At 32.3% G+C, this 24,046-nt stretch carries 15 protein-coding genes; all 15 read left to right on the top strand.

Annotation, left to right across the window (positions count from 1 at the left end; genetic code table 11):
- Window positions 1–25: 25 nt before the first annotated feature.
- The 15 genes from NTX22_00765 to NTX22_00695 all read left to right on the top strand — a co-directional run bounded on the left by NTX22_00765 (window position 26) and on the right by NTX22_00695 (window position 23,798).
- Window positions 26–1,105, top strand: a complete 1,080-nt coding sequence (locus NTX22_00765) for a glycosyltransferase family 9 protein (GenBank protein ID MCX6149036.1) — start codon at window positions 26–28, stop codon at window positions 1,103–1,105.
- A gap of 165 nt (window positions 1,106–1,270) precedes the next feature.
- On the top strand, window positions 1,271–2,113 hold the full coding sequence (locus NTX22_00760) for a D-glucuronyl C5-epimerase family protein (GenBank protein MCX6149035.1): 843 nt from the start codon (window positions 1,271–1,273) through the stop codon (window positions 2,111–2,113).
- A gap of 57 nt (window positions 2,114–2,170) precedes the next feature.
- The gene (locus tag NTX22_00755; protein ID MCX6149034.1) at window positions 2,171–3,394 is read left to right on the top strand and encodes a glycosyltransferase family 4 protein; all 1,224 of its coding nucleotides are present in this window, start codon (window positions 2,171–2,173) and stop codon (window positions 3,392–3,394) included.
- A 43-nt stretch (window positions 3,395–3,437) separates the two neighbouring features.
- Window positions 3,438–4,130 (top strand): methyltransferase domain-containing protein, encoded by a 693-nt coding sequence (locus tag NTX22_00750; GenBank protein ID MCX6149033.1) that lies wholly within the window; start codon window positions 3,438–3,440, stop codon window positions 4,128–4,130.
- Between the two features lie 342 nt (window positions 4,131–4,472).
- On the top strand, window positions 4,473–5,696 hold the full coding sequence (locus tag NTX22_00745; protein ID MCX6149032.1) for an O-antigen ligase family protein: 1,224 nt from the start codon (window positions 4,473–4,475) through the stop codon (window positions 5,694–5,696).
- A 7-nt stretch (window positions 5,697–5,703) separates the two neighbouring features.
- Entirely contained in the window at window positions 5,704–6,864 is a 1,161-nt protein-coding gene (locus tag NTX22_00740; GenBank protein ID MCX6149031.1) for a DegT/DnrJ/EryC1/StrS family aminotransferase, read from the top strand.
- A gap of 526 nt (window positions 6,865–7,390) precedes the next feature.
- Entirely contained in the window at window positions 7,391–7,990 is a 600-nt protein-coding gene (locus NTX22_00735) for a sugar transferase (protein ID MCX6149030.1), read from the top strand.
- The gene (locus tag NTX22_00730; GenBank protein MCX6149029.1) at window positions 7,987–9,924 is read left to right on the top strand and encodes a nucleoside-diphosphate sugar epimerase/dehydratase; all 1,938 of its coding nucleotides are present in this window, start codon (window positions 7,987–7,989) and stop codon (window positions 9,922–9,924) included. Before NTX22_00735 ends, NTX22_00730 begins: the two co-directional genes overlap by 4 nt.
- 192 nt (window positions 9,925–10,116) lie before the next feature.
- Window positions 10,117–10,578: an IS200/IS605 family transposase gene (tnpA, locus tag NTX22_00725; protein MCX6149028.1), complete on the top strand. Its 462-nt coding sequence runs from the start codon at window positions 10,117–10,119 to the stop codon at window positions 10,576–10,578.
- A gap of 182 nt (window positions 10,579–10,760) precedes the next feature.
- Window positions 10,761–16,454, top strand: a complete 5,694-nt coding sequence (locus NTX22_00720) for a C25 family cysteine peptidase (protein MCX6149027.1) — start codon at window positions 10,761–10,763, stop codon at window positions 16,452–16,454.
- A gap of 259 nt (window positions 16,455–16,713) precedes the next feature.
- On the top strand, window positions 16,714–18,546 hold the full coding sequence (gene glmS / locus NTX22_00715) for a glutamine--fructose-6-phosphate transaminase (isomerizing) (protein MCX6149026.1): 1,833 nt from the start codon (window positions 16,714–16,716) through the stop codon (window positions 18,544–18,546).
- A gap of 129 nt (window positions 18,547–18,675) precedes the next feature.
- Complete coding sequence (locus tag NTX22_00710) at window positions 18,676–19,995, top strand: cyclic 2,3-diphosphoglycerate synthase (GenBank protein MCX6149025.1); 1,320 nt, start codon at window positions 18,676–18,678, stop codon at window positions 19,993–19,995.
- Window positions 19,992–20,936, top strand: coding sequence for a carbamate kinase (gene arcC / locus NTX22_00705; GenBank protein ID MCX6149024.1), 945 nt, complete (start codon window positions 19,992–19,994; stop codon window positions 20,934–20,936). Before NTX22_00710 ends, arcC begins: the two co-directional genes overlap by 4 nt.
- 260 nt (window positions 20,937–21,196) lie before the next feature.
- On the top strand, window positions 21,197–22,129 hold the full coding sequence (gene argF, locus NTX22_00700; GenBank protein MCX6149023.1) for an ornithine carbamoyltransferase: 933 nt from the start codon (window positions 21,197–21,199) through the stop codon (window positions 22,127–22,129).
- A gap of 190 nt (window positions 22,130–22,319) precedes the next feature.
- Window positions 22,320–23,798, top strand: coding sequence for an IS1182 family transposase (locus NTX22_00695; protein MCX6149022.1), 1,479 nt, complete (start codon window positions 22,320–22,322; stop codon window positions 23,796–23,798).
- Window positions 23,799–24,046 lie beyond the last annotated feature (248 nt).

The following is a 24,046-nucleotide window of genomic DNA, read 5'->3' as shown; positions in this document are numbered from 1 at the left end:
ACTTTTAAATGAAAAAAAAGAAAAAATGTTTAAAAGGGATTATTTTTTAATAAATAAATTTTTTAAATCAATTCGTTTCTTACTTGCAAAGAGAAAAAGGAACAGCAATAAAATATTAATTATTAGCTTCAAATTATTGGGAGATACTATTCTAACTATTCCTGCTATAAAATATTTAAAAAATAATTTTCCCGACAAAGATATAACTATTTTTTGTTTTGAAGAGAGTAAAGTACTTTACAATATAGCGTTTACTGATATAAGTTATGAAACTTTTGCTAAGAATGAAATTAATTTAGACTCGATATTCGTAAATCTAAAAGTCTTAAAAAAAATATGGAAGCAAAAACCGGAGTTTATAATTGATTTCACTTCGGGACTTTTTACAGCTTTAATTTTATTGTTAAGCAGTTCAAAAATTAATATAGGATTTAACCTTCAAATTTTTGGTTGTATTTATGATTGTTTTTTAACTAAAAAAAAAGAACCACATTTAGTAGACATGTATGCTGATCCTATTAAAAAATATCTTCATCAAGAATCTGTTCGTACTGATTATTATTTCCCGACTGTAATTATTCCCGAAGGGACAATATTACTTAATCCTTTTGCTGGTTGGAAAGCAAAAGAATGGGGAATTAAAAAATATTTTGAACTAGGTTTAAGATTAAAATTAGAGTACAACATCAAATTTGTAATGGCTCAGAATTCTTTATTAAAAGATTTTGAAATTGAATTTTATAAGGAAAAAATTGATATTATTTTTACAAAAAACATTAATGAACTTATCTGTGAAATAAATAAATCCATTTTGTTAATTTCAAATGATTCCGGACCCATTCACATTGCTGCTTTTTTAGGTAAGCCGACGTTTTCCATTTATGGACCAACAAATCCAAGTTATAGTATACCTAAGGGTAAGAACCACAATTATGTACAAAAAATCCTAAAGTGTTCATCTAACGATAATGAGCAGTATTGTTTTACTAATGCCGGTAGAAATGGTTGCTCGACAAATGAATGTATGAATTTGCTGACTGTTGAAGATGTGACAGTAAATTTAATTAAGTTTATCAAGGAGCTTGGAATTAAAGCTAAATATTAATTTATCTTTATGTACAGATAAAATTTTGTAAACAATAATATTTGTAATATATAAGCAATTAAACCGGACAAAATGCAATCCTTAAAAGAATTATTTAATAAAGTAATAATTTTTTATTTGCCCAATAAAGCGAATTATTGGGATACTGTGACTCCTTGTAATATTGTGGCTAAACCTATTTCAATCGGTAATTATTATTTGGATTTTAAATCTAAATCAATTTATCCGGGGAAGTTTGATTCACATAATATCCCTCTGTATAAATATGAAGAATCTTATATTTATCATCCCATTGTAATATCTCAATATGCGCTCGGGCTTTATGAACGAATAACTGAAAATAATGGCGAACTTAAGAAATTTTTAACCCAGGCAGATTGGCTTTTAAACAATTGTGTCCGAATTGACCAGGGTGTCTATTGGTATTTAAATATTCAAGTAAAGGAATATGAAATAACGCAACCTTGGATTTCTGCTATGGCACAAGGTGAAGCAATTTCAGTATTAACAAGAGCATTTATTTTAACTCAGGATAACAAATATCTTGATTATGCTAAATTTGCGCTTGTCCCTTTTTACAACGAAACATCGAACAATGGAGTTTTAAGTGAATTTAATGGGATTAAAATATTTGAAGAATATCCTTCTACCAAACCAATTGTAGTATTAAATGGATTTATCTTTTCCCTGTTTGGATTATATGATTTAGCATTATTAAACATTACAGATGCGAAAGAATTATTTCTGCAAGGCATAAATTCGATTGTGAATCTACTCCCATCATTTGATATAAATTATTGGACAAATTATGATTTATGTAAAAATTCACCTAATAATCCTGCTTCATATACATATCATATGATTCATATTGAACAGTTAAAAGTTTTGTATATACTAACTGGGAATAAAATATTTTTGGAATATGCGTTAAAATGGCAAACCTACAGTGAAAAATTCTATTATAAAACAAAAGCATTACTAAAAAAATTACAACAAAAGAAATTCTGATTTAATAAGTTTGGAAAGGATTTTTTTTAAATCTAAAATTATGCGAGAACTATTAAGATGAACATTCTATTAATTAACCATTACGCTGGATCCCCTTCACTTGGAATGGAATACAGACCTTATTATATGGCAAGGGAATGGCAAAAGAGTGGAAATAAGGTAATGATTGTTGCAGCATCAAATGCTCATGTACGATCAACCCAATTCAAATTAAATAATGATTTTGAAAAACATAATGTTGAAGGAATAAATTATTTAATAATTAAAACACCTTCTTATGAAGGAAATGGTGTAAGACGCATTTTTAACATGGTTGGATTTGTACGAAAACTTAATAAATATTCTCATAAGATTTCAAATGAATTTAAACCTGATGTTGTAATAGCATCTTCTACATATCCGCTTGATATATATCCGGCAAAAAAAATAGCTACTCTTTCGGGCGCAAAATTGGTATTTGAGGTTCATGATTTATGGCCTTTGGCTCCTATTGAACTTGGTGGTTATTCTAAATGGCATCCCTTCATTTTGGTTATTCAACATGCTGAAAATTATGCTTATAAACATGCTTCAACAGTTGTCTCAATTTGGCCAAAAGCACTCGAACATATGGTAAAACACGGAATGAAACCTGAAAAATTTGTGTATATACCAAATGGTATTGTTACAGAGGAATGGGACACAACGAAAGATCTTCCCGATGATTTAAGTAGTTTGATTCAAAAATTAAAAGATCAAAAGAAATTACTTTTAGGTTATGCTGGTAGTCATGGATTAGCTAATGCTCTTTATTCACTTATTGATGCGATGAAAATACTTGAGCGAGAAAATATTGCATTAATTATGATTGGAAACGGTCCTGAAAAGGAAAACCTAATTCAAAAATCTAAAGATTTAAATTTGGCGAACACATATTTTTATCCGTCGATTAATAAAAATCTTATTCCTTCAGCGTTAGATAAACTCGACATTCTTTTTATCGGATTAAAACATCAGCCTTTATTTAGGTTTGGAATTTGCCCAAACAAAATGGTTGATTATATGATGGCGAGTAAACCAATAATACAGAGTTATAGTGCTGGTGTAAATTTAGTTACCGAAGCTAATTGTGGTATCGCAATAACACCAGAAAATCCTAATGCCATTGCTGACGCAGTTAGACATTTAATAGCTCAATCCAAAGAATCATTAATTAAAATGGGATCAAATGGAAAGACATATTGTATGGCTAAGCATGATTACAAAATTATTGCAAATAACTTTCTTCAAGTATTGTCTTGATCAATAAGTGTGTTTATTAGAATTAAAAGATTGAGAATATTTTATGTTGATGAATGATGAAATAGAAAATATTAAACAACGATATGCAAAAAGAGAAAATTTAACGAGCAAATATAATATTCTTAATCCAAATGTTTATCTTTCAGAACAAGAAAAGGAAAGAGCAATTTTCAAGTTGTTCAAGAAAATTCCATTAAAAAACTATGCCGAAAAAAAATTTTTGGAAATTGGTGGTGGAATTGGTACAAACGTTTTTTTATTCTTAAAATTTGGATTCACACCGAAAAACATTTTTTTTAATGAGTTGATTGAAGATAGATTTAGAAAAGCTAAAACTCTTTTGCCATCTGAAATTAATTTTAATTTTGGTAATGCACTCGATTTAAATTATCCTAATGAATATTTTGATATTATTTTTCAATCAACTGTATTCTCCTCAATTTTAGATGAAAAGTTTAAAATAGAACTTGCTAGTAAAATGTGGAATTTGGTAAAGAATAACGGTGGTATTTTATGGTACGATTTCATTTATAATAATCCTTGGAATAAGGATGTAAAAGGAATTCCAATAAATGAAATTAAGAAACTATTTCCATTGGCAAAGATTAAAATAAAAAAAATAACACTTAATCCTCCTTTAGCAAGGTTTTTAACAAAAATTAACCCAACTTTATATTCAGTTTTTAATCTAATTCCTTTATTAAGAACTCACGTTTTATGCTGGATTGGCAAATAAAAAATAATTACAACAAATATGATGATTGCAACTTTTCATTGTGAATATTATTGGAATTATAATATTGGATTATCGAATTAAATAATAATTGGATTGAAGAAACTAGATAATTAAATTTGTTTTGTAAAAAATTCTGGAAAATATCCTTCAAATTAGATTATGGTTTTTAGTTTAGAGTGGAATAATAAATTTATCTTCTTTATTGCTATCTCGTTAGCAATAATTTATGCTTCGATTCTACAATATTCATTATTTGTAGTTCCTTTTATAATCCTTTTTTTTATAATCTATAAATACAAAACTGATTCTATTCTCTTCCTAATTATTTTTTCTTACTTGGTGATGACAAGTAATTTAAATGAGGTTGCCAGAAATATTTTGAACATTATTGGCGTTATTACTTTAGCATTTATATATATAAGGGAAAATGGATTTAAGTTGATAAAGTTTAAGGAATTGCCAACCGATTTGAAAATATTTTTGTTGGTGGTTTTAATTTCGCTTTTTAGTTCTACATTACTTTCAAGTTTTTTCACTTTAAGCTTAAAGACGTTAATTCAACAATTGATATTCTTTCTCTTGTGTTATTTCCTTTATTCCTTTATTAAAGAAAAGAAAGATATTTATATAATAATTATTTCATTATTGTTTGCTTCGTTGGTAGTTGGTTTGGGTGTTTTATATCAGTTGGCATATCTAGGTTTTAAAATATTTTTAGTTGAATCCAATTCCATTGTAAGAGTGAGTGGAATATATAATAACCCAAATGCTGTAGGTTTGCTATATGCTTCAACAATTCCTTTTGCATTTTCAATACTATTCATTCCTTTTTCTAAAAAATGGTCGATTAAACTTTTATTTATTGTTTCCTTTCTATTTCTGCTTTTTATTTTGATAATAACCAATTCAAGATCATCAATGTTATCTGTCTTTATCAGCTTTGTATATATTTTTTACAGTTTGAGGAAGAAACTTTTTATGAAAGTACTCAAACCTGTAGTCATAATTTGCATACTAATTTTAATACTTCCTCAAGTTCAGGATTTTTTATCAATTCTTTTCCGAGCAGATAGAATTTTTTCTAATACAAGAGAGTATTTTTGGTCAGTCGCATTTAATATAATTAAAACAAATCCAATCTTTGGGGTTGGTCCAGGTGTCTTTGAAGAATATATTTATAAGTATTTACCAGTTACAATTGGTAGTTTTGTTGAACATCAAATGCAGTGGGCTAAATCTGGAACTGCTCATAATTTTTTCTTATTCCGTATGGCTGATCTCGGTATTCTTGGATTGGTAAGTGCAGTTTGGTTGTTTGCTCTTATACTAAAGTACTCCAAAAAAGTAATTGAACATTACAAAAGTGTTGATAATGAAATGTATATTTTGGGAGTTACAATCAAAGGAATATTTTTAGGTTTATTAGCAAGAGCATTTTTTGAATCAACAGGATTATTAACTCATGGTTGGATAACAAGGGATTTGCCTTTTTGGCTCATTTTTATAATAACAATTTTTCTTTATAAAAATATCAATGTTAATAAAACAAAACTTAAATTGAATTAAATAAATCATGAAACAGGAATTCATTCATTTCCATCGCCCTTTTATTACTGATGATGAAATAACAGAAGTTGTTGATACAATTAAATCCGGATGGTGGACAACTGGACCCAAAGTACAAAAATTTGAACACGAGTTTAACCAATATATTGGTTCGAAGAGATCCGTAACAGCAAGTTCCTGGACTGCTGCCGCCCATCTTGCACTTGAAGCTATAGGGTTAAAAGCGGGAGATGAAGTGATTGTTCCTTCAATTACATTTACGGCTACGGCAGAAATTGTTTGTTATTTTGGCGCTATACCAATTATTGTTGATGTTGATAAAATTACATTAAATATTCTTCCTGAAGCAATAGAAAAGGTTGTAACTGCAAAAACAAAAGCAATAATTCCCGTACATTATGGTGGTTTACCTTGCGATATGGATGAGATTTCTGAAATTGCTAAAAAGTATAATCTAAAAATAATTGAAGATGCCGCACATTCTTTACCAGCAATTTATAAAGGAAAAAAAATTGGAACAATTGGGGACGTTACTTGCTTTAGCTTCTATGTTACAAAACCTCTTGCTACTGGAGAAGGAGGTATGATCTGCACAGAAAACGATGAAATTGCGGATAGATGTACTGTTATGCGCCTGCATGGAATTAGTCATGATCCCTGGAAAAGATATTCTGAAGAAGGCTCCTGGTTTTATGAGGTAATTTCACCTGGTTTCAAATACAATTTTACAGATATTCAAGCGGCGTTAGGTCTATCTCAATTAAAAAAAATTGATCAGCTTTTTGAATTAAGGAAAAAAATAGCAGCAAAGTATGATGCTGCATTTAAGGAAACTGATCTGTTAAGAATTCCACCCAGACTTGGAGATCGTGAATCATCATTTCATCTTTACTCAATCCAGTTAAATTTAGAAAAACTAAGAATAACCCGATCTAAGTTTATAGATGAATTAAAGAAACATGAAATTGGTTCCAGTGTTCATTTTATCCCACTTTACCGTCATCCATATTATAAAAATGCATATAATCTAAATGAAAATGATTTTCCAAACTCTGAATATGCTTTTCCCAGATTAGTTTCTTTACCAATTTGGCCCGCAATGACTGATGCGCAGGTAGACAAAGTAATAGAAAGTGTACTTTCCATTTTAAAGCAAAATATTATGTGAACTTATTCTCATAACGTCATTCCTGCGAAAGCACATAGACGTCAACTTAAGGATTCTGTTTTTCAATCAAAATTGGTACAATTGTTTTGATTTCAGAATAAATAAGGTTTTTGTATATCATCCCTGCTTGCAGCAGGCAAGCCTATCGGGATGTATATTTCTTCATCCCGTAGGGATGATATAATTGTAGAAATAGAAAGAAAAAATATTGCAAAATGCCGTAGGCATGATATAATAAAAAATGCTTATTAAACCGAAAAATAAAATAATCAGCAATTAATTAATCAGAAATTAATATTCTTAAGTTGAAGCCTATGTGCAAAAGCTTGCCTACTGGTAAGCAGGCAGGAATCTACAGACTGAATTTATAATTTGGATTTCCACTTACGTGGGAATGACAATAACGGAATTATACTATTTGATTAACTTCTTATTGTAGATTTTGATATATATGAGTTAAAATTTTTTTTAGATTATTCAAGAATTTTAACTAAATTGCTAATCAAATATAAAACATAACTATCGTATGTATAATTTTCTAAAAAGATTTATCGATTTACTGTTTTCTTCTTTAGCTCTACTGGCACTATTACCATTTTTTATAGTAATATCAGCTTTTATTTACCTGCAATCCGGAAGACCAATATTTTATAAACAAGCACGAGTTGGTAGAGGTTGGAAATCTTTTAAGATCTTAAAATTCAGAACTATGGTTAATGGTGCCGAAAAAATAGGTCCAAAAATTTCCTGCGATAACGATAAAAGAATAACTCCTATCGGTAAATTTTTAAGAAAGTATAAATTTGATGAATTACCGCAACTTATAAATGTCTTTAAGGGTGATATGAGTATCGTTGGTCCAAGACCAGAGGTTCCAAAATTTGTTAAATTATTTTCTAAAGAGTATTCTGATATATTGAAAGTAAAACCAGGATTGTCTGACTTTGCTTCTATCAAGTTTAGCGATGAGGCTTCTATGATAGCTTATACGAAAAATGCTGAAGAAATTTATAAGACTAAAATTTTACCTCAAAAAATTGTTCTCTACAGGCAATATTTGAATGAGATGAGTTTGCTTACTGATTTTAAAATTATTTTTGCAACTGTAAAAGTTCTTGTAAGATGAATAAAGAGATTAAAGATTCTATAAATTACAGTAACTTTCAGCGAAAATTAACATTCATTTTTTTTGATTTAGCTGCTTTTACAGCTTCTCTTTTAATTTCAGTTCAGATTCGATTTGAATTCAGTTCAATTGGTGCTTTTAACACAAATTTTTTACCGCTTCTTTTTATTTTTCTAATAGTAAAAACCTCGATGTTTTTTTATTTCCGCTTGTACGATATTTCGTGGCGTTTTGTTTCACTACACGATTTAGCTAATATTGGCAAAGCCTGCTTATTCAGCAATGGTATTCTATTTATAGTTATTTACGGAATTCCCTTAGAACTATTTAAAGGATTTCCAAGAATAGTTTTGCTTGTTGATCTTGTGTTGAGTTTTTTATTTTCATCAGGCTTAAAAATATCCAAACGAATGTACCTGGAAGTAATCAGAAGACATATCGGGAATTCTTATTTAAAGAAAGCAATAATTGTTGGTGCTGGTAGTACAGGTGAACAACTGCTAAGAGATTGGAACAGAAATCAAAATAGAAAAATTTATCCTATTGGTTTTGTAGATGATGATCTGAATAAACAAAATCTTTATATGCAGGGGATAAGAGTTCTTGGAACAACTGATGAACTCCAGGTAATTATCAGGCAATATAATATTGAATCAATTATAATTGCAGTTCTAACGGCTGATAGAGCTTTCCATAAAAAAATATTAAAGCTTGCACGGGAAGCTGGCGTTCATGATGTTAAAGTTGTATCCACAATTAATGATACATCCAATTTAATACAGGTAAGCGTACAGGATGTTAGAGATTTAGATGTTAGTGATTTAATAGGAAGACAAGCCGTATCAATAAACACGCAAGAAATAAGTGGCTACATTAAAGGTAAACGAGTTCTCATTACCGGTGCTGCTGGATCAATCGGTTCAGAAATAAGCCGCCAGGTTAACTTCTATCATCCTTCCTGTGTTGGAATTTTGGATATTAACGAAAGTGATGTAGCAGGACTTGAATTAGAATTAAAATTTTCTTTTCCGGATTTACCAGTAAAAATGTTTTTATGTGATGTTTCGAATAATGATAAAGTAAATAAAATTTTCCGTGAATTTAAACCCGATGTGGTTTTTCATGCTGCTGCATATAAGCACGTTCCGGTCATGGAAAAATTTCCTGAGGAAGCAGTTAGAGTAAATATTATTGGTACTTATAACCTGGCTAAAGCGGCGGTTGAATTTGGTTCGCAGCATTTTGTATTAATCTCTACTGATAAAGCTGTTAATCCTTCCAGTATTATGGGTGTAACAAAAAGAATTGCAGAGATTATTGTAACTAACGCCGGGTTTAACAGCAAATCTCATTTTGTTGCTGTAAGGTTTGGAAACGTTATCGGAAGCCGTGGCAGTGTTCTCCCGATTTTCCTTGATCAGATAAAAAGAGGTGGACCGCTTACAATTACGCATCCTGATATGAAAAGATATTTTATGACTACTTCAGAATCAGTTGCATTGGTTCTTCAAGCTGCTGCCACCGGAAAGAATGGAGATATTTTTGTACTTGATATGGGCGAGCCAGTTAAAATTGTTGACCTTGCAAGGGAATTGATAATATTAAATAATCTGGAACCAGATAAAGATATAAAGATTATCTATACCGGTATACGTGAAGGTGAAAAATTATTTGAAGAAATTTTAACTGCTGAAGAGGGGGTTGATTCAACTAAGCACGAAAAGATTTTTAAAGCAAGAATGTCTAAAAGTACTGTCTGTAATTTGAGTGACCTGATCTCTGAATTTTCACATGTTGATAATGGTTTCAGCAAAGCTGATTGGCTGGACCTTTTTAAAAAATATGTTCCTTCCTTTATATCTACCGGAGATCAAAAATTATTTTTCCTTGGTGATTCATCTAAACCCGCAACTGTTAAAAGAGTTTTTAAGTAAAGGAGAAGATTCCTATCATCTAAATTCTACATTTCATTACAAGATCCATTAAGATAAAAAATTCTACAGTTTATTGTGTGAAAGCCATATAAATTTGTAAAGAATGATAGTCCCGTTAGGGACTGAAAATAGGTAGACAATAAATTTAACAACAGTAAGTAGTCCCATAGGGACGAAATATTGCATACAACAATGAGCAACACGTATACACAAATTCATATTCAAATAATTTTTGCTGTGCAATACCGAAGGGCAATTATTGATGGTATATGGAAGGATGAATTGTACAAATACATTACTGGAATTATTCAAGCACAAAAACACAAATTAGTTATAATTAATGGAGTTGCAGACCATGTTCATATACTAATCGGTTATAGACCTCATCAATCATTATCTGATTTGCTTCAGGATATAAAAGGTAGTTCATCAAAATGGATTAATGAAAGTAAGTTTACACGCTCGAAATTTGCGTGGCAGGAAGGATATGGAGCATTCTCATACAGTCATTCACATTTATCAAGAGTAATCAATTACATAAAGAATCAAGAACAGCACCATAAAAAAATAACCTTTACCGAAGAGTATAAATCGTGGCTTAAAGCCTATAACATTGAATTTGATGAACGATACATTTTAAGAGAACCTGAATAAGAATATTTCGTCCCTGACGGGACTTTGCTAATACTCTATTGATAGAATATTACCATTATTTAATCCCTCTGGGATTAGTGAATGTAATCTTTTTCACACAATTTGCAGTAAAACCAGATTAAATTTATCATTGTTATTATTTTCTTTCTTATTTAAGTTAAACAAACTTTTTACAGAAGCTTATGAAAAGATTATTCCTTCTTATTTCAATCATTCTGTTACAGCAGCTCTTACTGGCTCAAAGCATTAAAGTTCTTGAATCCAATGCAGAGTATATTAAAGTTTACATTAGCTTTGATGGAGATTATAAACTAAAAGACACACTAATTAATAATATCGTATTTCAGAAAATTGAGGGAAAACTGCCTGCACTAAGAATGCCTGGTGAACCTGAACTTCCGAATTTTAATTTTAACCTGGGGATACCATTCGATGCCAAATTAAGTGTTAATGTTATAAATAATTTGCAAGAAAGTTTCAGGAGTAAATTTATTATTCCTTGTATTGAGGAAGATTCAAATGGAGTTAAATCTAAGAATATAGTATTTAATAAAAATATTTATAACAAAAATGAATTTTTCCCAAACAATATGGTTCAACCTTCTAAACCTTACCAATTTAGATTCGCTAAGATTGTGCAGATTGCAATCAATCCATTCCAGTTTAATCCTGTTACTAAAGAATTGATTTTTCATAAAAATTTAACGGTGCAAATAAATTACAATTCCACATCAAGTCTTAGTTTCCAGCAACAATCTATAGCAGATAATTTTACTGAAGAATATATTAAAGCTAATACTCTCAATCCTTCCTTTGCAAAAAACTGGATAGGGAAAGAGAACATAAATTCTTTATCTAAAATTTCCGATAGTCAGAACTGGTATAATCCAAATAAAAAATATTTGAAAATATATTTAAAGGAAAAAGGAGTTTACAGGGTAACATACGAACAACTTTTAGCTGCTGGTTTACCATCTGATATAAATATCCAGGGCGAAAAAATTGAATTGTTCAATTATGGTAAGCCAATTCCAATTGAAGTTGTTGGTAATAAGGACGGTAATTTTGGTCACAATAGTTATTTCCAGTTTGTAGGTTCTCAACCCAAACATTCACCTAATTCCAAATTAAATATTTATAACAGAGAAAATGTTTATTGGTTTTCTTATGAAGCGGATACTTCCGGATACCGGTACAAAAATATTGATGGGTATCCAAAAGTTTGGGATCAAACAATTCAATCATCTTACCACACAAATCATTATGAAGTAGATTCGATTTACGAGCGATTAGGTTTAGCACCAAATGATAAACGCGATTATTGGTTTTGGGGTAGATCTTCCGGACAAAACGGTGTTGAAAATGAAGTGTTTGTTTATTCCTTTCCTCATCCTAAAAGATTCACATTTAATATGGATAAATTTATCCTTCGTGTAAATATGCACGGTATGACTGACAATGCATCAATTTATCCTGATCATAAAGTAAAGATACTTTTATCTTCGCAACCAGTGGGTGATATAAGCTGGGACGGACAAAATATTGCGGAGTTCGAAAAAACTGTTCCTCTGAATGAAGTTGGATTCTTTGCTACCAATAATCTTCAGATAGTGGCTAAGGGTGATATATCTGCTGATCCATTTGTTACGGCGTATGATGAAATACGTGTTAACTGGTTTGAACTAGAATATTTGCGAGAACATCGGGCTGATAGCAATTATTTTGATTTTATAAGTTCTCCAGGAATAAATGGAAATATTCGTTTCAATGTTTTTGGTTGGAAAAGAAATAACATGAATGTTTTCATTCCTCAAAAAGGATTTGCAATTAAAAATCCACAGATTACAAACGATAAATACCAGGAAGTTCTTTTTACAGACAGCGTAAAAGAACAAACAGAATATTTCTGTTATTCAAACGATTTCTTCATGAGCCCTGATTCAATTACCTCAAATATTAATTCAAATCTTCATGATAGATCAATTGGTGCTGATTATATAATTATTATACATTCCAAATTCCGTAGTGCAGCAGAAAGATTAGCCAGTTTCCGTAGTAATCATTTAAAAGGTTTTTCTTCTCCAAGAATAAAAATTGTTGATATTGCAGAAATCTATAATGAGTTTTCCTTTGGAATGCTCGATCCATATGCAGTTCGCGACTATATAAAATATGCATATGAAAATTATACTAAGCCAGCACCGGTTTATATTGCATTGATGGGTGATATGAGCTGGGATTATCGGGGTTTGCTTGCTGACAGTAGAAAAAATTATATTCCTTCAATCCCATATCATTCATATAAATACGGGCAGGCAGTAAGTGATAATATGTTTGCCGCTGTTAGTGGTGATGATGTTATTCCTGATCTTGCAATTGGAAGACTTTCCTGCGAAACTGTTGGTGAAGCAAATATTCTTGTGGATAAAATACTTAATTATCCCGCGGATAATTCAAAAGCCTGGAAACAGAAAGTACTTCTAATAGGTGCTGGAGAAAGTGTTAGTGATGAAAATGATTTTGGTTTTAACACTGAAAGCAAATATTTAGAAAATAAATTTCTTAAGACAAATGGATTTTATGGACAAAAGGTTTTCAGATACCCAGCCCCAGGTGATAATCAATTTTTTGGTGAAAGACCAGAAATAAGAGATGTATTTAATAAAGGTTGTGTAATGGCAAACTTTTACGGTCATGGAGGCGGCTACCAATGGGATTTTGTTTTTTTAAATGATGATATTTATTTGCTTCAAAATGAAAATAGATTGCCAATGATTTTTAGTGTAACCTGCTACACGGCTCACTTTGACAATCAAAATGTATTTGGAGAACAATTTAATAAAGTTCCTGGGAAGGGGAGTATTGGATTTATTGGAAACACCGGCATTACTTATTGGCTTTATGGTGTTGAAATGAACAACAAACTATTTAATCAAATCTTTAACAAGCAGAAATATATAATTGGTGATGCGCTGCTTTTTGCAAAATCAAACTACACGAACTTATCAGTTTTTTCTCAGGATCAAATTGCACTTTCAGAGCTGCTCGCTGATCCTGCACTTGAATTAGCATTGCCCGACAAACCGGATTTTATAATTAATGCATCTTCCATTTCTATCAATCCAACTTATCCAATTACAAAAGATACCGTTATGGTAAAAGTTAGGATAGATAATGTTGGCAGAATTTTTCCAAATGATAGTGTAACCGTTCAATTATTTGCATTATATCCGGATTCAACATTTAACATTGGTAGTAAAAAGCTTGGAAGTTTTGGAGAGCAGGATTCTGTTATTTTTAGCTGGATACCTACCAGGGCTGGTTTAGTAAATCTTAAAGTTGATGTTAACTTAGAAAATAAAATTGAGGAAATTGATTTTTCAGATAACTCAGCATCAAATTCATTTGTTGTTTTTAATATGAGCGAACCAAATATCCTCAAACCTTTCAATGGATATAACACATCAGAACATACAATAAAATTTTCCTTTGCTGATATCGGATATTACATTTCCAAACCATTGGTTTATTTTATTGAGATTGATACAACTTTAGCTTTTACAAAACCAGTATTAACTTCTACTGGAATAATTCCAACAGATGGAATGGTAGATTGGACTTCCCCAAGCTTACAAAATGGTAACTATTTTTGGCGGGCAAAGATGCTCGATAACCAGCAATACAGTAAATGGACAACTGTTCAAACATTCTCAATTTCATCTGAACCTGTTAACGGTTATGCCATTTCTGGCAGCCAATTTAAACTGTTTGATCTAAACAATGTTGTATTCTCTGATGGAGATAAAAGCCTTTCATTAAATACTTCACTTTTACCACCAAAACCTTCAAATCAAAAGTTTATTGAGGATTTAGAAATTGTTTTACCTATCAGCAGTAAAGGGATAAGTTCAATTACAACAGATGGAAATTATATCTACTTTGGATCAATGGCATATTATGGTGGAGCTTCAAAAATATATAAAATTGGAACTGGATATAACAATACTGAAAAAGGAAAATTCTATGGCGAAGTTTCTGATAAATTAGTGAATATCTGGGACCAGATTTTTTACCATAGTGATGGATATATTTATATTCCTGATGGAGACGCTTATAGTTTAGTTCAAATGGATCCGTTAACGGGCGATACATCAAGAGTCAAAATTCCAGATGGTCTTTTAAATTCCACTGATGCCAGAATACATAACGGAGCTTTCTATTTGGCTTCCGATGGACATTATGTTTATAACCTGGCTTATCGGGATAGTCTTGGTAACTTAAAGTATACTGTAAGAGTACTGGAACCATCTACAGGTTGGAAAAAGGTACGCGACTTTAAACCTTCTGGAGAAAGTTTTGTAGGCTTTTCCAGTTTCTTTGTTACACCAGATTATATTTATACCTATGAAAATTTTCTTAGCGGATGGATGCGGAAAATTCAAATTAACAATGGAGAATTCATAGACGAATGGGTTAGTTATAAACCTTTTCAAGGTTACTATGCCTGGTGCTACGATTGGATTAATGATGTAGTTTACGGTTCAGTTTTTAGAAATGGATTTGCTCCAAAGATTTCCAAATTTGCCGGCACTTATAAACAAGCCAACGGCTCAATTACATCGCAGGAAGTTGGTCCTGCAGTCAATTGGAAAAAATTGACTTATTCACTCGAATCGAATGGAACTTCTGGTATTTTTAATGCAATACTTCAAGGACTTAACTCTAAGACTAAATTATGGGATACGCTTTCCGCAAAATTAGCAAGTGATGTAAAATTGGATTCTATAAATAGCAATACCTATCCGAAACTTCGTGTACATTTTAATATGGTTGATTCATCCCTTGGTGCAACAGAACGGATGAAGCTGAAGAATCTGAATATTCAGTATACAAATTTTCCAGAGATAGCTTTAATTAATAAAAATTTGGTTTTCAACCCGGATTCTAGTCTACAGGGATTTCCAATAACAATGAAATTCAAAGTTAAAAATTATGGTTATTCTGTTGCTGAAAATCTTAAATTAAACTTTTATTTGGATGCTGCAGATTCTTCATTTTATTCACAAACGGTTACTGTTCCGGTTGATTCCATTCGCGAATTCTCGCATGTAATTCAAACCACTAATATCGTTCTGAAGCACCAGGTTAAGGCAACTGCTGTGTTACCAAAGCAGGAGTTGTTTACATTCAATAATATTGCCGAAAAAGATTTCTACATAGTACGGGATTCTATTAAACCAGTTTTTTCTATAAAATTTGATAACCAGGAGATTCTTGATGGAGATATTGTTTCATCAAATCCAGAGATAATGATAACACTAAAGGATAACAGTCCGTTACCGTTAAGTGATACTTCCAGGTTTTTTATTTTCCACAATAATGAACCGTTATCTTTTAAACAAGATTCTTTAAATTTTTCATTCAGCGAATATCCAAATAACCAGGCAACCATAATCTGGAAACCTCGATTTAACAACGGTAAGCATATTATTGAAGTATTGGCTAAAGATGCATCAGGAAATTTTTTTGATACAACAGCATACTCAATTTCATTCTTAGTAAACAGTAAGAATGATATTTTTGATGTCTACAATTTTCCTAATCCATTTAAAGATGATACTTATTTTACTTTTAATGTAACCGGGCGCGAGCTTCCGGACGATTTCCGGATAAAAGTTTTTACAGTTGCCGGAAGATTAATCAGAGATATATCAGTTCCATCATCTGAACTTCGTTTTGGTTTTAATAAAATTTATTGGAATGGAAAGGATCAGGATGAAAATATACTTGCAAATGGTGTATATTTTTATAAGATTATATCCAGAAATAAAAATGTTTCTAAAACAATCATTCAAAAACTAGCAAAAGTGAAATAATGATTACCGTAAAGGTAAACATATTCTATTTTCAAAAAACGAATCCACTATTGTTGCGGCATTGCCCGGACTTATAAATCACCTTTTCTAACTTTCTTGTTGAACTGTCAAGTTCCCGCAAGTGATTTACCTAATATTATTTAATAGGAAATTTTTTATCTTGTACTAAAGCGGAACGGGGTGAGTTCAAATATTCAATCTTAGAAATCTGTCATCCGTCTCTCCTAAGATTATTTAGACAACAAATAGGAGATAAAATATGTGTGGTATAGTTGGTTATATAGGTGATAAAAACTGCATTCCAATATTGTTGGGTGGTTTAAAACGGCTCGAATACCGCGGTTATGATTCGGCTGGAATTGGTCTAATTCATAACCATCATAGCAAAATTATTAAAAGTGTTGGAAAAGTTTCTTGCCTGGAAAAGAAACTTGAGGAATTAAATCTTACTGCTAATTTAGGAATCGGGCATACACGTTGGGCAACGCATGGTGTACCAAACGAAGTTAATGCTCATCCTCATATAAATTCCGATGGCTCCTTAATGCTCATTCATAATGGCATAATTGAAAACTATTCTGCACTTAAACTAACTTTAATTGAATCCGGATACATTTTTAATAGTGATACGGATACAGAAGTACTTACTCTACTTATCGATAGTTTCCTAACTAAAGGATTTAATTTGTTTAAAGCAGTTCAGGCAGCTTTAAATGAAGTTGAAGGAACTTATGGAATTGCTGTTATTTACAAAAATGAACCAGACAAAATAGTTGTTGCAAAAAAAGGTTCTCCGTTAGTAATTGGTGTTGGCGATAATGAAAATTTTATTGCTTCTGATGTAAGCGCATTAATTGCTCATACCCGTAATGTAGTTTACCTGGAAGATGGGGAGATTGTGGAAGTATTCAAAGATAAATTTATAGCAAAAGATGTTGCTGATAAAGAAATCCAGAAAGAGATTCAGGAAATAACACTTAAACTTGATGAGATAAGCAAAGGTGGTTTTAACCATTTTATGCTGAAAGAAATTATGGAGCAAACAGAATCAGTCCGAAATTCTATGCGCGGAAGATTATTGTTTGAAGAAGGTACTTCCAAACTTGGCGGTTTAGATGGTTTTACTGATAGAATTGCTTCTTCAAAAAGAATAATAATTTCTGCATGTGGTACTTCCTGGCATGCTGGTTTAGTGGGGGAATATATGTTCGAGCAGTTTGCAGGAATGCCCACCGAAGTTGAATATGCTTCAGAATTCAGGTATCGGAATCCAATTATAAATCCTGATGATACTGTAATTTTCATTTCACAAAGTGGAGAAACCGCAGATACTTTAGCTTCACTTAAAGAAACAAAATTACGTGGTGCTTTAACGGTTGGTATCTGCAATGTTGTCGGAAGTTCTATTGCAAGAGAAAGCAATACCGGTGTTTATATACATGCTGGACCAGAAATTGGTGTGGCATCTACAAAAGCATTCACTTCTCAGCTTACAGTTTTGGCATTAATTACTTTGTTAATTGCTCGTAAAAAACATTTAAGCCAGGTTGATGGAAGAAGTATTGCAAATGAAATTGAATTACTCCCAGCTAAGATTGAAAAAATTCTTAAGCTAAATGATGAAATAGAAAAAATTGCAGAAGACTTTGTTAACGCAAAAAATTTCCTGTATCTCGGTCGTGGTTATAATTTTCCTGTAGCACTGGAAGGGGCGCTTAAGTTAAAAGAAATTTCTTATATACATGCAGAAGGTTATCCTGCAGCAGAAATGAAACACGGTCCTATTGCCTTAATAGATGAAAATATGCCGGTTGTTGTAATTGCACCAAAAGATTCTGTTTATGATAAAATCCTTAGCAATATTCAGGAAGTGAAAGCACGACACGGAAAAATAATTGCTGTTGCAAGCGAGTGCGATGATAAGATTGATAGAATGGTGGATTATACAATTAAAATTCCTGATACAATAAGAATGTTAATGCCCATTTTAACAGTTATACCGTTACAGTTGCTTGCCTATCATATTGCTGTAAAGAAAGGATTGAATGTGGATCAACCAAGAAACTTGGCAAAAAGCGTTACTGTTGAGTGAAGAACGAAGATATAAGAATGCAGAATTAAAATGTAGAATGTATAATTAAAAATGTAAAATGAAGACAGAGAACTGATGAACTGATAAATAAAAATTTAATAATGGATCCCAAACCCGGAGGTTAATTTTATGTCTCGTAAAAATGTATTAATTATGGGCGCTGCAGGGCGCGATTTTCATAACTTTAATGTTTACTACAGAGATAATGAAGATTACAATGTTGTAGCTTTTACTGCTACTCAAATTCCTAATATTCATGGAAGAAGTTATCCGGCAGAACTTGCAGGCAAATTATATCCAAATGGAATTAAGATTTATGAAGAGAAGGAATTAATCGATTTGATCAAAAAATTTAAAGTCGAGGAAGTAGTTTTCTCTTATTCAGATGTTCCTTTCAATTATGTAATGACCAAAGCTTCAATTGTTAATGCTGCCGGGGTATCATTTAAATTGCTTGGCGCACAACAAACGATGATCAAAAGTAATAAACCTGTTATTGCTGTTCTCGCAGTTCGTACCGGATCAGGTAAATCTCAAACTTCAAGAAAAGTTGTAGATGTTCTTAAAAAAGCTGGAAAGAAAGTGGTGGCAATTCGTCATCCAATGCCTTATGGCGATTTGGTAAAACAAAAAGTTCAAAGATTTGGATCATTGGAAGATTTAAAAATTCACGATTGCACAATTGAGGAAATTGAAGAATACGAACCACACATTGCAAGAGGCGGAGTTATATATTCAGGTGTGGATTACGGTGCTATTTTAGCCGAAGCGGAAAAAGAAGCTGATGTAATTCTTTGGGATGGTGGCAATAATGATTGCTCATTCTATAATGCTGATGTTACATTTACAGTAGTAGATCCACATCGTCCTGGGCACGAATTAACATATTATCCCGGTAATACCTCTTTAAGAATGGCTGATGCCGCAATTATAAATAAAATTGATTCAGCAGACGCTAAAAATATATTAACGGTTAGAAATAATATTCGTGCTATAAATCCACATGCAGAAATTATCGAAGCAGCCTCACCTATCTTTGTTGAAAAACCTGAATTAATAAGAGGTAAAAGAGTACTTGTTGTAGAAGATGGACCAACACTTACACACGGTGAAATGGAATATGGTGCTGGAACAATTGCAGCTATGAATTATGGAGCTGCTGAAATAGTTGATCCAAGACCTTATACCGTTAAATCAATAACTTCCACTTATGAAAAATATCCAAAGATTGGAATTCTTCTTCCTGCAATGGGTTATGGAGAAGATCAAATTAATGATCTTGAAACAACCATTAATAACACTGATTGCGATTCCGTCATAATTGGTACACCAATCGATTTAGGGAGAATTCTAAAATTGAATAAACCATCAACACGCGTTATGTATGAATTGCAGGAAATTGGTGCAATAACTGTGGAAAGCGTTCTTAGGGAAAAAGGTATTATATGATTAAGTTAGCCGTTGTTGCCTTTGGCGGCAACGCCTTACTTCGTGCCGGGCAATCCGGTACAGCCGATGAACAGGAGCAAAATAGTTACGACACGTGTAAGAAATTAATTCCGCTTTTAGAACAGGGTTTTAACCTGGTAATTACTCATGGTAATGGACCGCAGGTTGGAAATATTTATTTAAGAAGCGATGCCGGTTATTCGGTTTACAATATTCCCAAAATGCCACTCGATATTGCAGTAGCCGATTCTCAAGGTGAAATTGGATATATGATAGAACGTCAGATGCGTAATTTGTTAATTGAATATGGTATTAACAAAAAAATCATTACGATTTTAACTCAGGTGCTTGTTGATAGAAATGATGATTCATTCAAAGATCCCTCTAAACCAGTTGGACCATATTATCTTAAAGAAGAAGCGGAATTAATGTCTAAAGCGAATAATTGGATTTTTAAAGAAGATCCAAGAAAACGCGGCTGGAGAAGAGTAGTTGCTTCTCCAATTCCTTTAGATATAATTAATGCGGAAATTATTGGCAATCTTGCTAAAGCCGGGCATATTGTTATTGCAAGCGGTGGCGGTGGTATTCCGGTTTATCTGGACGAAAAAAAAACATACAGACCAATTGAAGATGCAGTGATAGATAAAGATCTGGCTTCTGCTTTACTTGCGAGCGAAATTGGAGCAGATACTTATTATATTTTAACCGATGTTGCAAAGGTTTGCATAAATTTCAATAAACCAACGCAAAAAGAAATTGATGTCTTGAATCTTGAGGAAGCAAAAGAGTATTTTAAACAGGGTCAGTTTCCGGCTGGAAGTATGGGTCCAAAGATTTTAGCAGCAATTAAATTTGTAGAGAATTCTGGAAGAGAAACTGTAATTACAGAAGCAACGCAACTTGGAATTCCAAACAGTGGAACGAGAATAATTAAATAGTTCATCAAGTAAAAAGTTAGCAAGTTAAAAAACTTCATCAGTTTCGGAAAGTTCATCAAGAGTGAAGGTTCGTCAAGTTGGAAAGCTCGTCATGTTCGGAAGGTTTATAAACTTTGTAACTTTCAGCTTGATAAACTTTTTAACTTTCAACCTTGATAAACTTTTTAACTTTCAAACTTGATAAACTTTTTAACTTTCAAACTTGATGAACTTTTTAACTTTCAAACTTGATGAACCTTAAAACTAAATAGGAGAAAATTATGGCAATCAATATGAAAGGCAAAAGCCTTATTGAAATTAACCATTTATCACTTGAAGAAATTTATCAAATCTTTGAGCTGAGCGAATTATTAAAAAAGAAACGATTAATTGGTGAACAGCATAAAGTGCTTGAAGGAAAAAAATTGGGAATGATATTCTCCAAACCTTCTACAAGAACAAGAGTTTCTTTTGAGGTTGGAATTTACGAGCTTGGTGGAACTGGTTTGTATTTCAATCAGAATGATATGCAATTGAAAAAAAGTGAAAGTGTATCGGATACTGCAAAGGTACTTTCACGTTACCTGGATGGAATAATGATCCGTACTTTCGATCATCAGGATGTAATCGATCTTGCGAAGAATGGTTCAATTCCAGTTATTAACGGATTGACGGACTTGCATCATCCTTGCCAGGTACTATCCGACCTGTTTACAATCCTTGAAAAGAAAAGAACACTGAGAGGGTTAAAACTTGCATACATCGGCGATGGAAACAATATGGCTCATAGTCTTTTGCACGGCTGCTCAAAAGTAGGAATGGATATAGCAATTGCATCTCCATCCGGTTATAAACCTGCCGATTTTGTAGTTAATGAATCTGTAGAAAATGCTAAGTATATGGGAAGCAAAGTTGAAATTATTGATGATCCCATTGCTGCGGTTAAAGATGCTGACATAATCTATACAGATGTTTGGGCAAGTATGGGGCAAGAAGCAGAAGCTACTGAACGGAAGAAAAAATTCCAGAAGTACCAGGTTAATCCGGAATTAGTAAAGAATGCTAAAGATGATTATTTATTCCTTCATTGTCTGCCGGCTCATCGCGGAGATGAAGTTGTAAACGAAGTGATTGATTCTTCCAACTCGGTTGTATTCGATGAAGCAGAGAATCGTCTGCATGTTCAAAAAGCAATAATGGCTTTAGTGATGTAAAAAACTTTAGCTCGGAACATTGTTTCGCCCTTTTTTTACTGAGGATAATTAATAACTCTCCTCTCGCAGACTTTTACTTATTAACCCCGCCATTCAGAGGCTGTGTGAAAATTATTAGTCAAGTTATACAAAATTAATATGAAAGCTCAAAATAAATTAATAATTTTACGGGAAAAGTTTTGGTCATAAAATGAAATACATACAATCGGCTGATAGATATCAATACCAACTTATGAGCAGCCTTGATGACTTAGTAGAGGCAGACAATCCGGTAAGAATAATAGATAAGATAGTAGATTCAATAGTTTTAGGTAACCAAGAGAAATTTAAAAAAGCAAGGGAAACGGAAGCCGGTAGACCGAAATATCATGACTCAATAATGTTGAAGCTGTATTTGTATGGATACTTTAACGGGATAAGCAGTTCAAGGAAATTAGAAGTTGAGACATATAGGAATAAAGAAGTAATGTGGCTATTAGGAAACTTAACGCCAGATCACTGGACGATATCAAATTACAGAAAAGAAAACGGAGAGAATATAAAGTTTGTAACAAAGAAGTTCAGAGAATTTCTAAAGGATAACGGTTATATCAAGCTGAAGACAGTAGCAATAGATGGAAGTAAAGTAAAGGCAAATACAAACCGAGATATGCTTTCAGTAGAAAAGATAGAAACAAAGCTAAAAGGAATAGACAAGAAGATAGAGGAATACTTAAGCAAGATAGCCGAGAGCGACAGACGTGATGATGAGTTGGATGAAGATGAAGGAAATGAAGGTGAAACTGCGAGCCGTAAATATTTAGAAAAGATAGTAGAGCTACAAAAGCAAGTAGAAGAGCTGCGGGAGCAGAAAGAGACATTAGAAAAAGAGCATCGAAAATATATAAGTGCCTCAGACCCGGAAGCGCGTCTTATGAAAAGCAGAGATGGAAAGATACCGGCATACAATGTACAGATAGTCGTAGATGAAGCAAACAAGATGATAGCAGACAGCGAAGTAGTAACAGATGAAACTGATTTGGGAATGCTTCCCCGAATGGTGGAATCAATAAAAGAAGAATTAGGAGAATTACCGGAAGAAGTAATAGCCGACAGAGGATACAACAATCTCGATTTAATAGAAGCAGTAGAAAAGAAAGAATCCGCCGGAGGCAAAGGAATCAAGATATATATATCGCAAGAAAAGACAAGCCGAGATAAAGAAGAAATCAAATTCGGGTATGATTCAGAGAAAGATGAATATAAATGTTCGGAGGGGAAAAGCTTAGTATTAGTACAAAAGCATAAATTGAAAAGGAAGTCACTGGCAAACATATATAGGGGAATTGAATGTGCAGGATGTCCAATGAGGAGTCATTGCACAGAGTCAAAGAAAGGACGAATGGTTCAACGATATTTAAATCAGAAGTGGCGTGATGAGTATAAGAAAAAGATGATGAGCAAAATAGGAAAGACAAAGACAGCAATTAGGAAGACGATAGTAGAGCATCCATTCGGAACAATAAAATACCTGATGGGAAAGATACCGCTGTTGCTGCGTGGATTGAAGAAAGTAATGACAGAGATAAACATTTACGCAACGGTGTATAATTTAAAGCGATTGGTCAACATAGAAGTATTTGAGAACTTATTGATGAAAATAGAAAACTATAAATGGAAAACGGTATAAAACGCCGTTTTTTTATCCAAATTATAAGGCTGTGAAAAAAGAGGCAAATTAAATTTATGGATAATTAACTTCGGAATACAAGACAACGGAAAAATAACTGCTCTGGCAAGTAGATTTTAACACAGCCTCTTCATGGAGGGGATTAAACAAGCCCAAATAATTCAGGCTTTAGCCATAAAACAAGTTTGTTTTTGCGGCTAAAGCCGGTAGTATACATCGTGTTGATTCGTCCACGTCCTGAAGCCTGC

The organism is Ignavibacteriales bacterium (genome assembly GCA_026390815.1).
GTDB lineage: Bacteria > Bacteroidota > Ignavibacteria > Ignavibacteriales > SURF-24 > JAPLFH01.
Note: the sequence above shows the minus strand (reverse complement) of the source record. Positions and strands in the feature narration are given on the sequence as shown.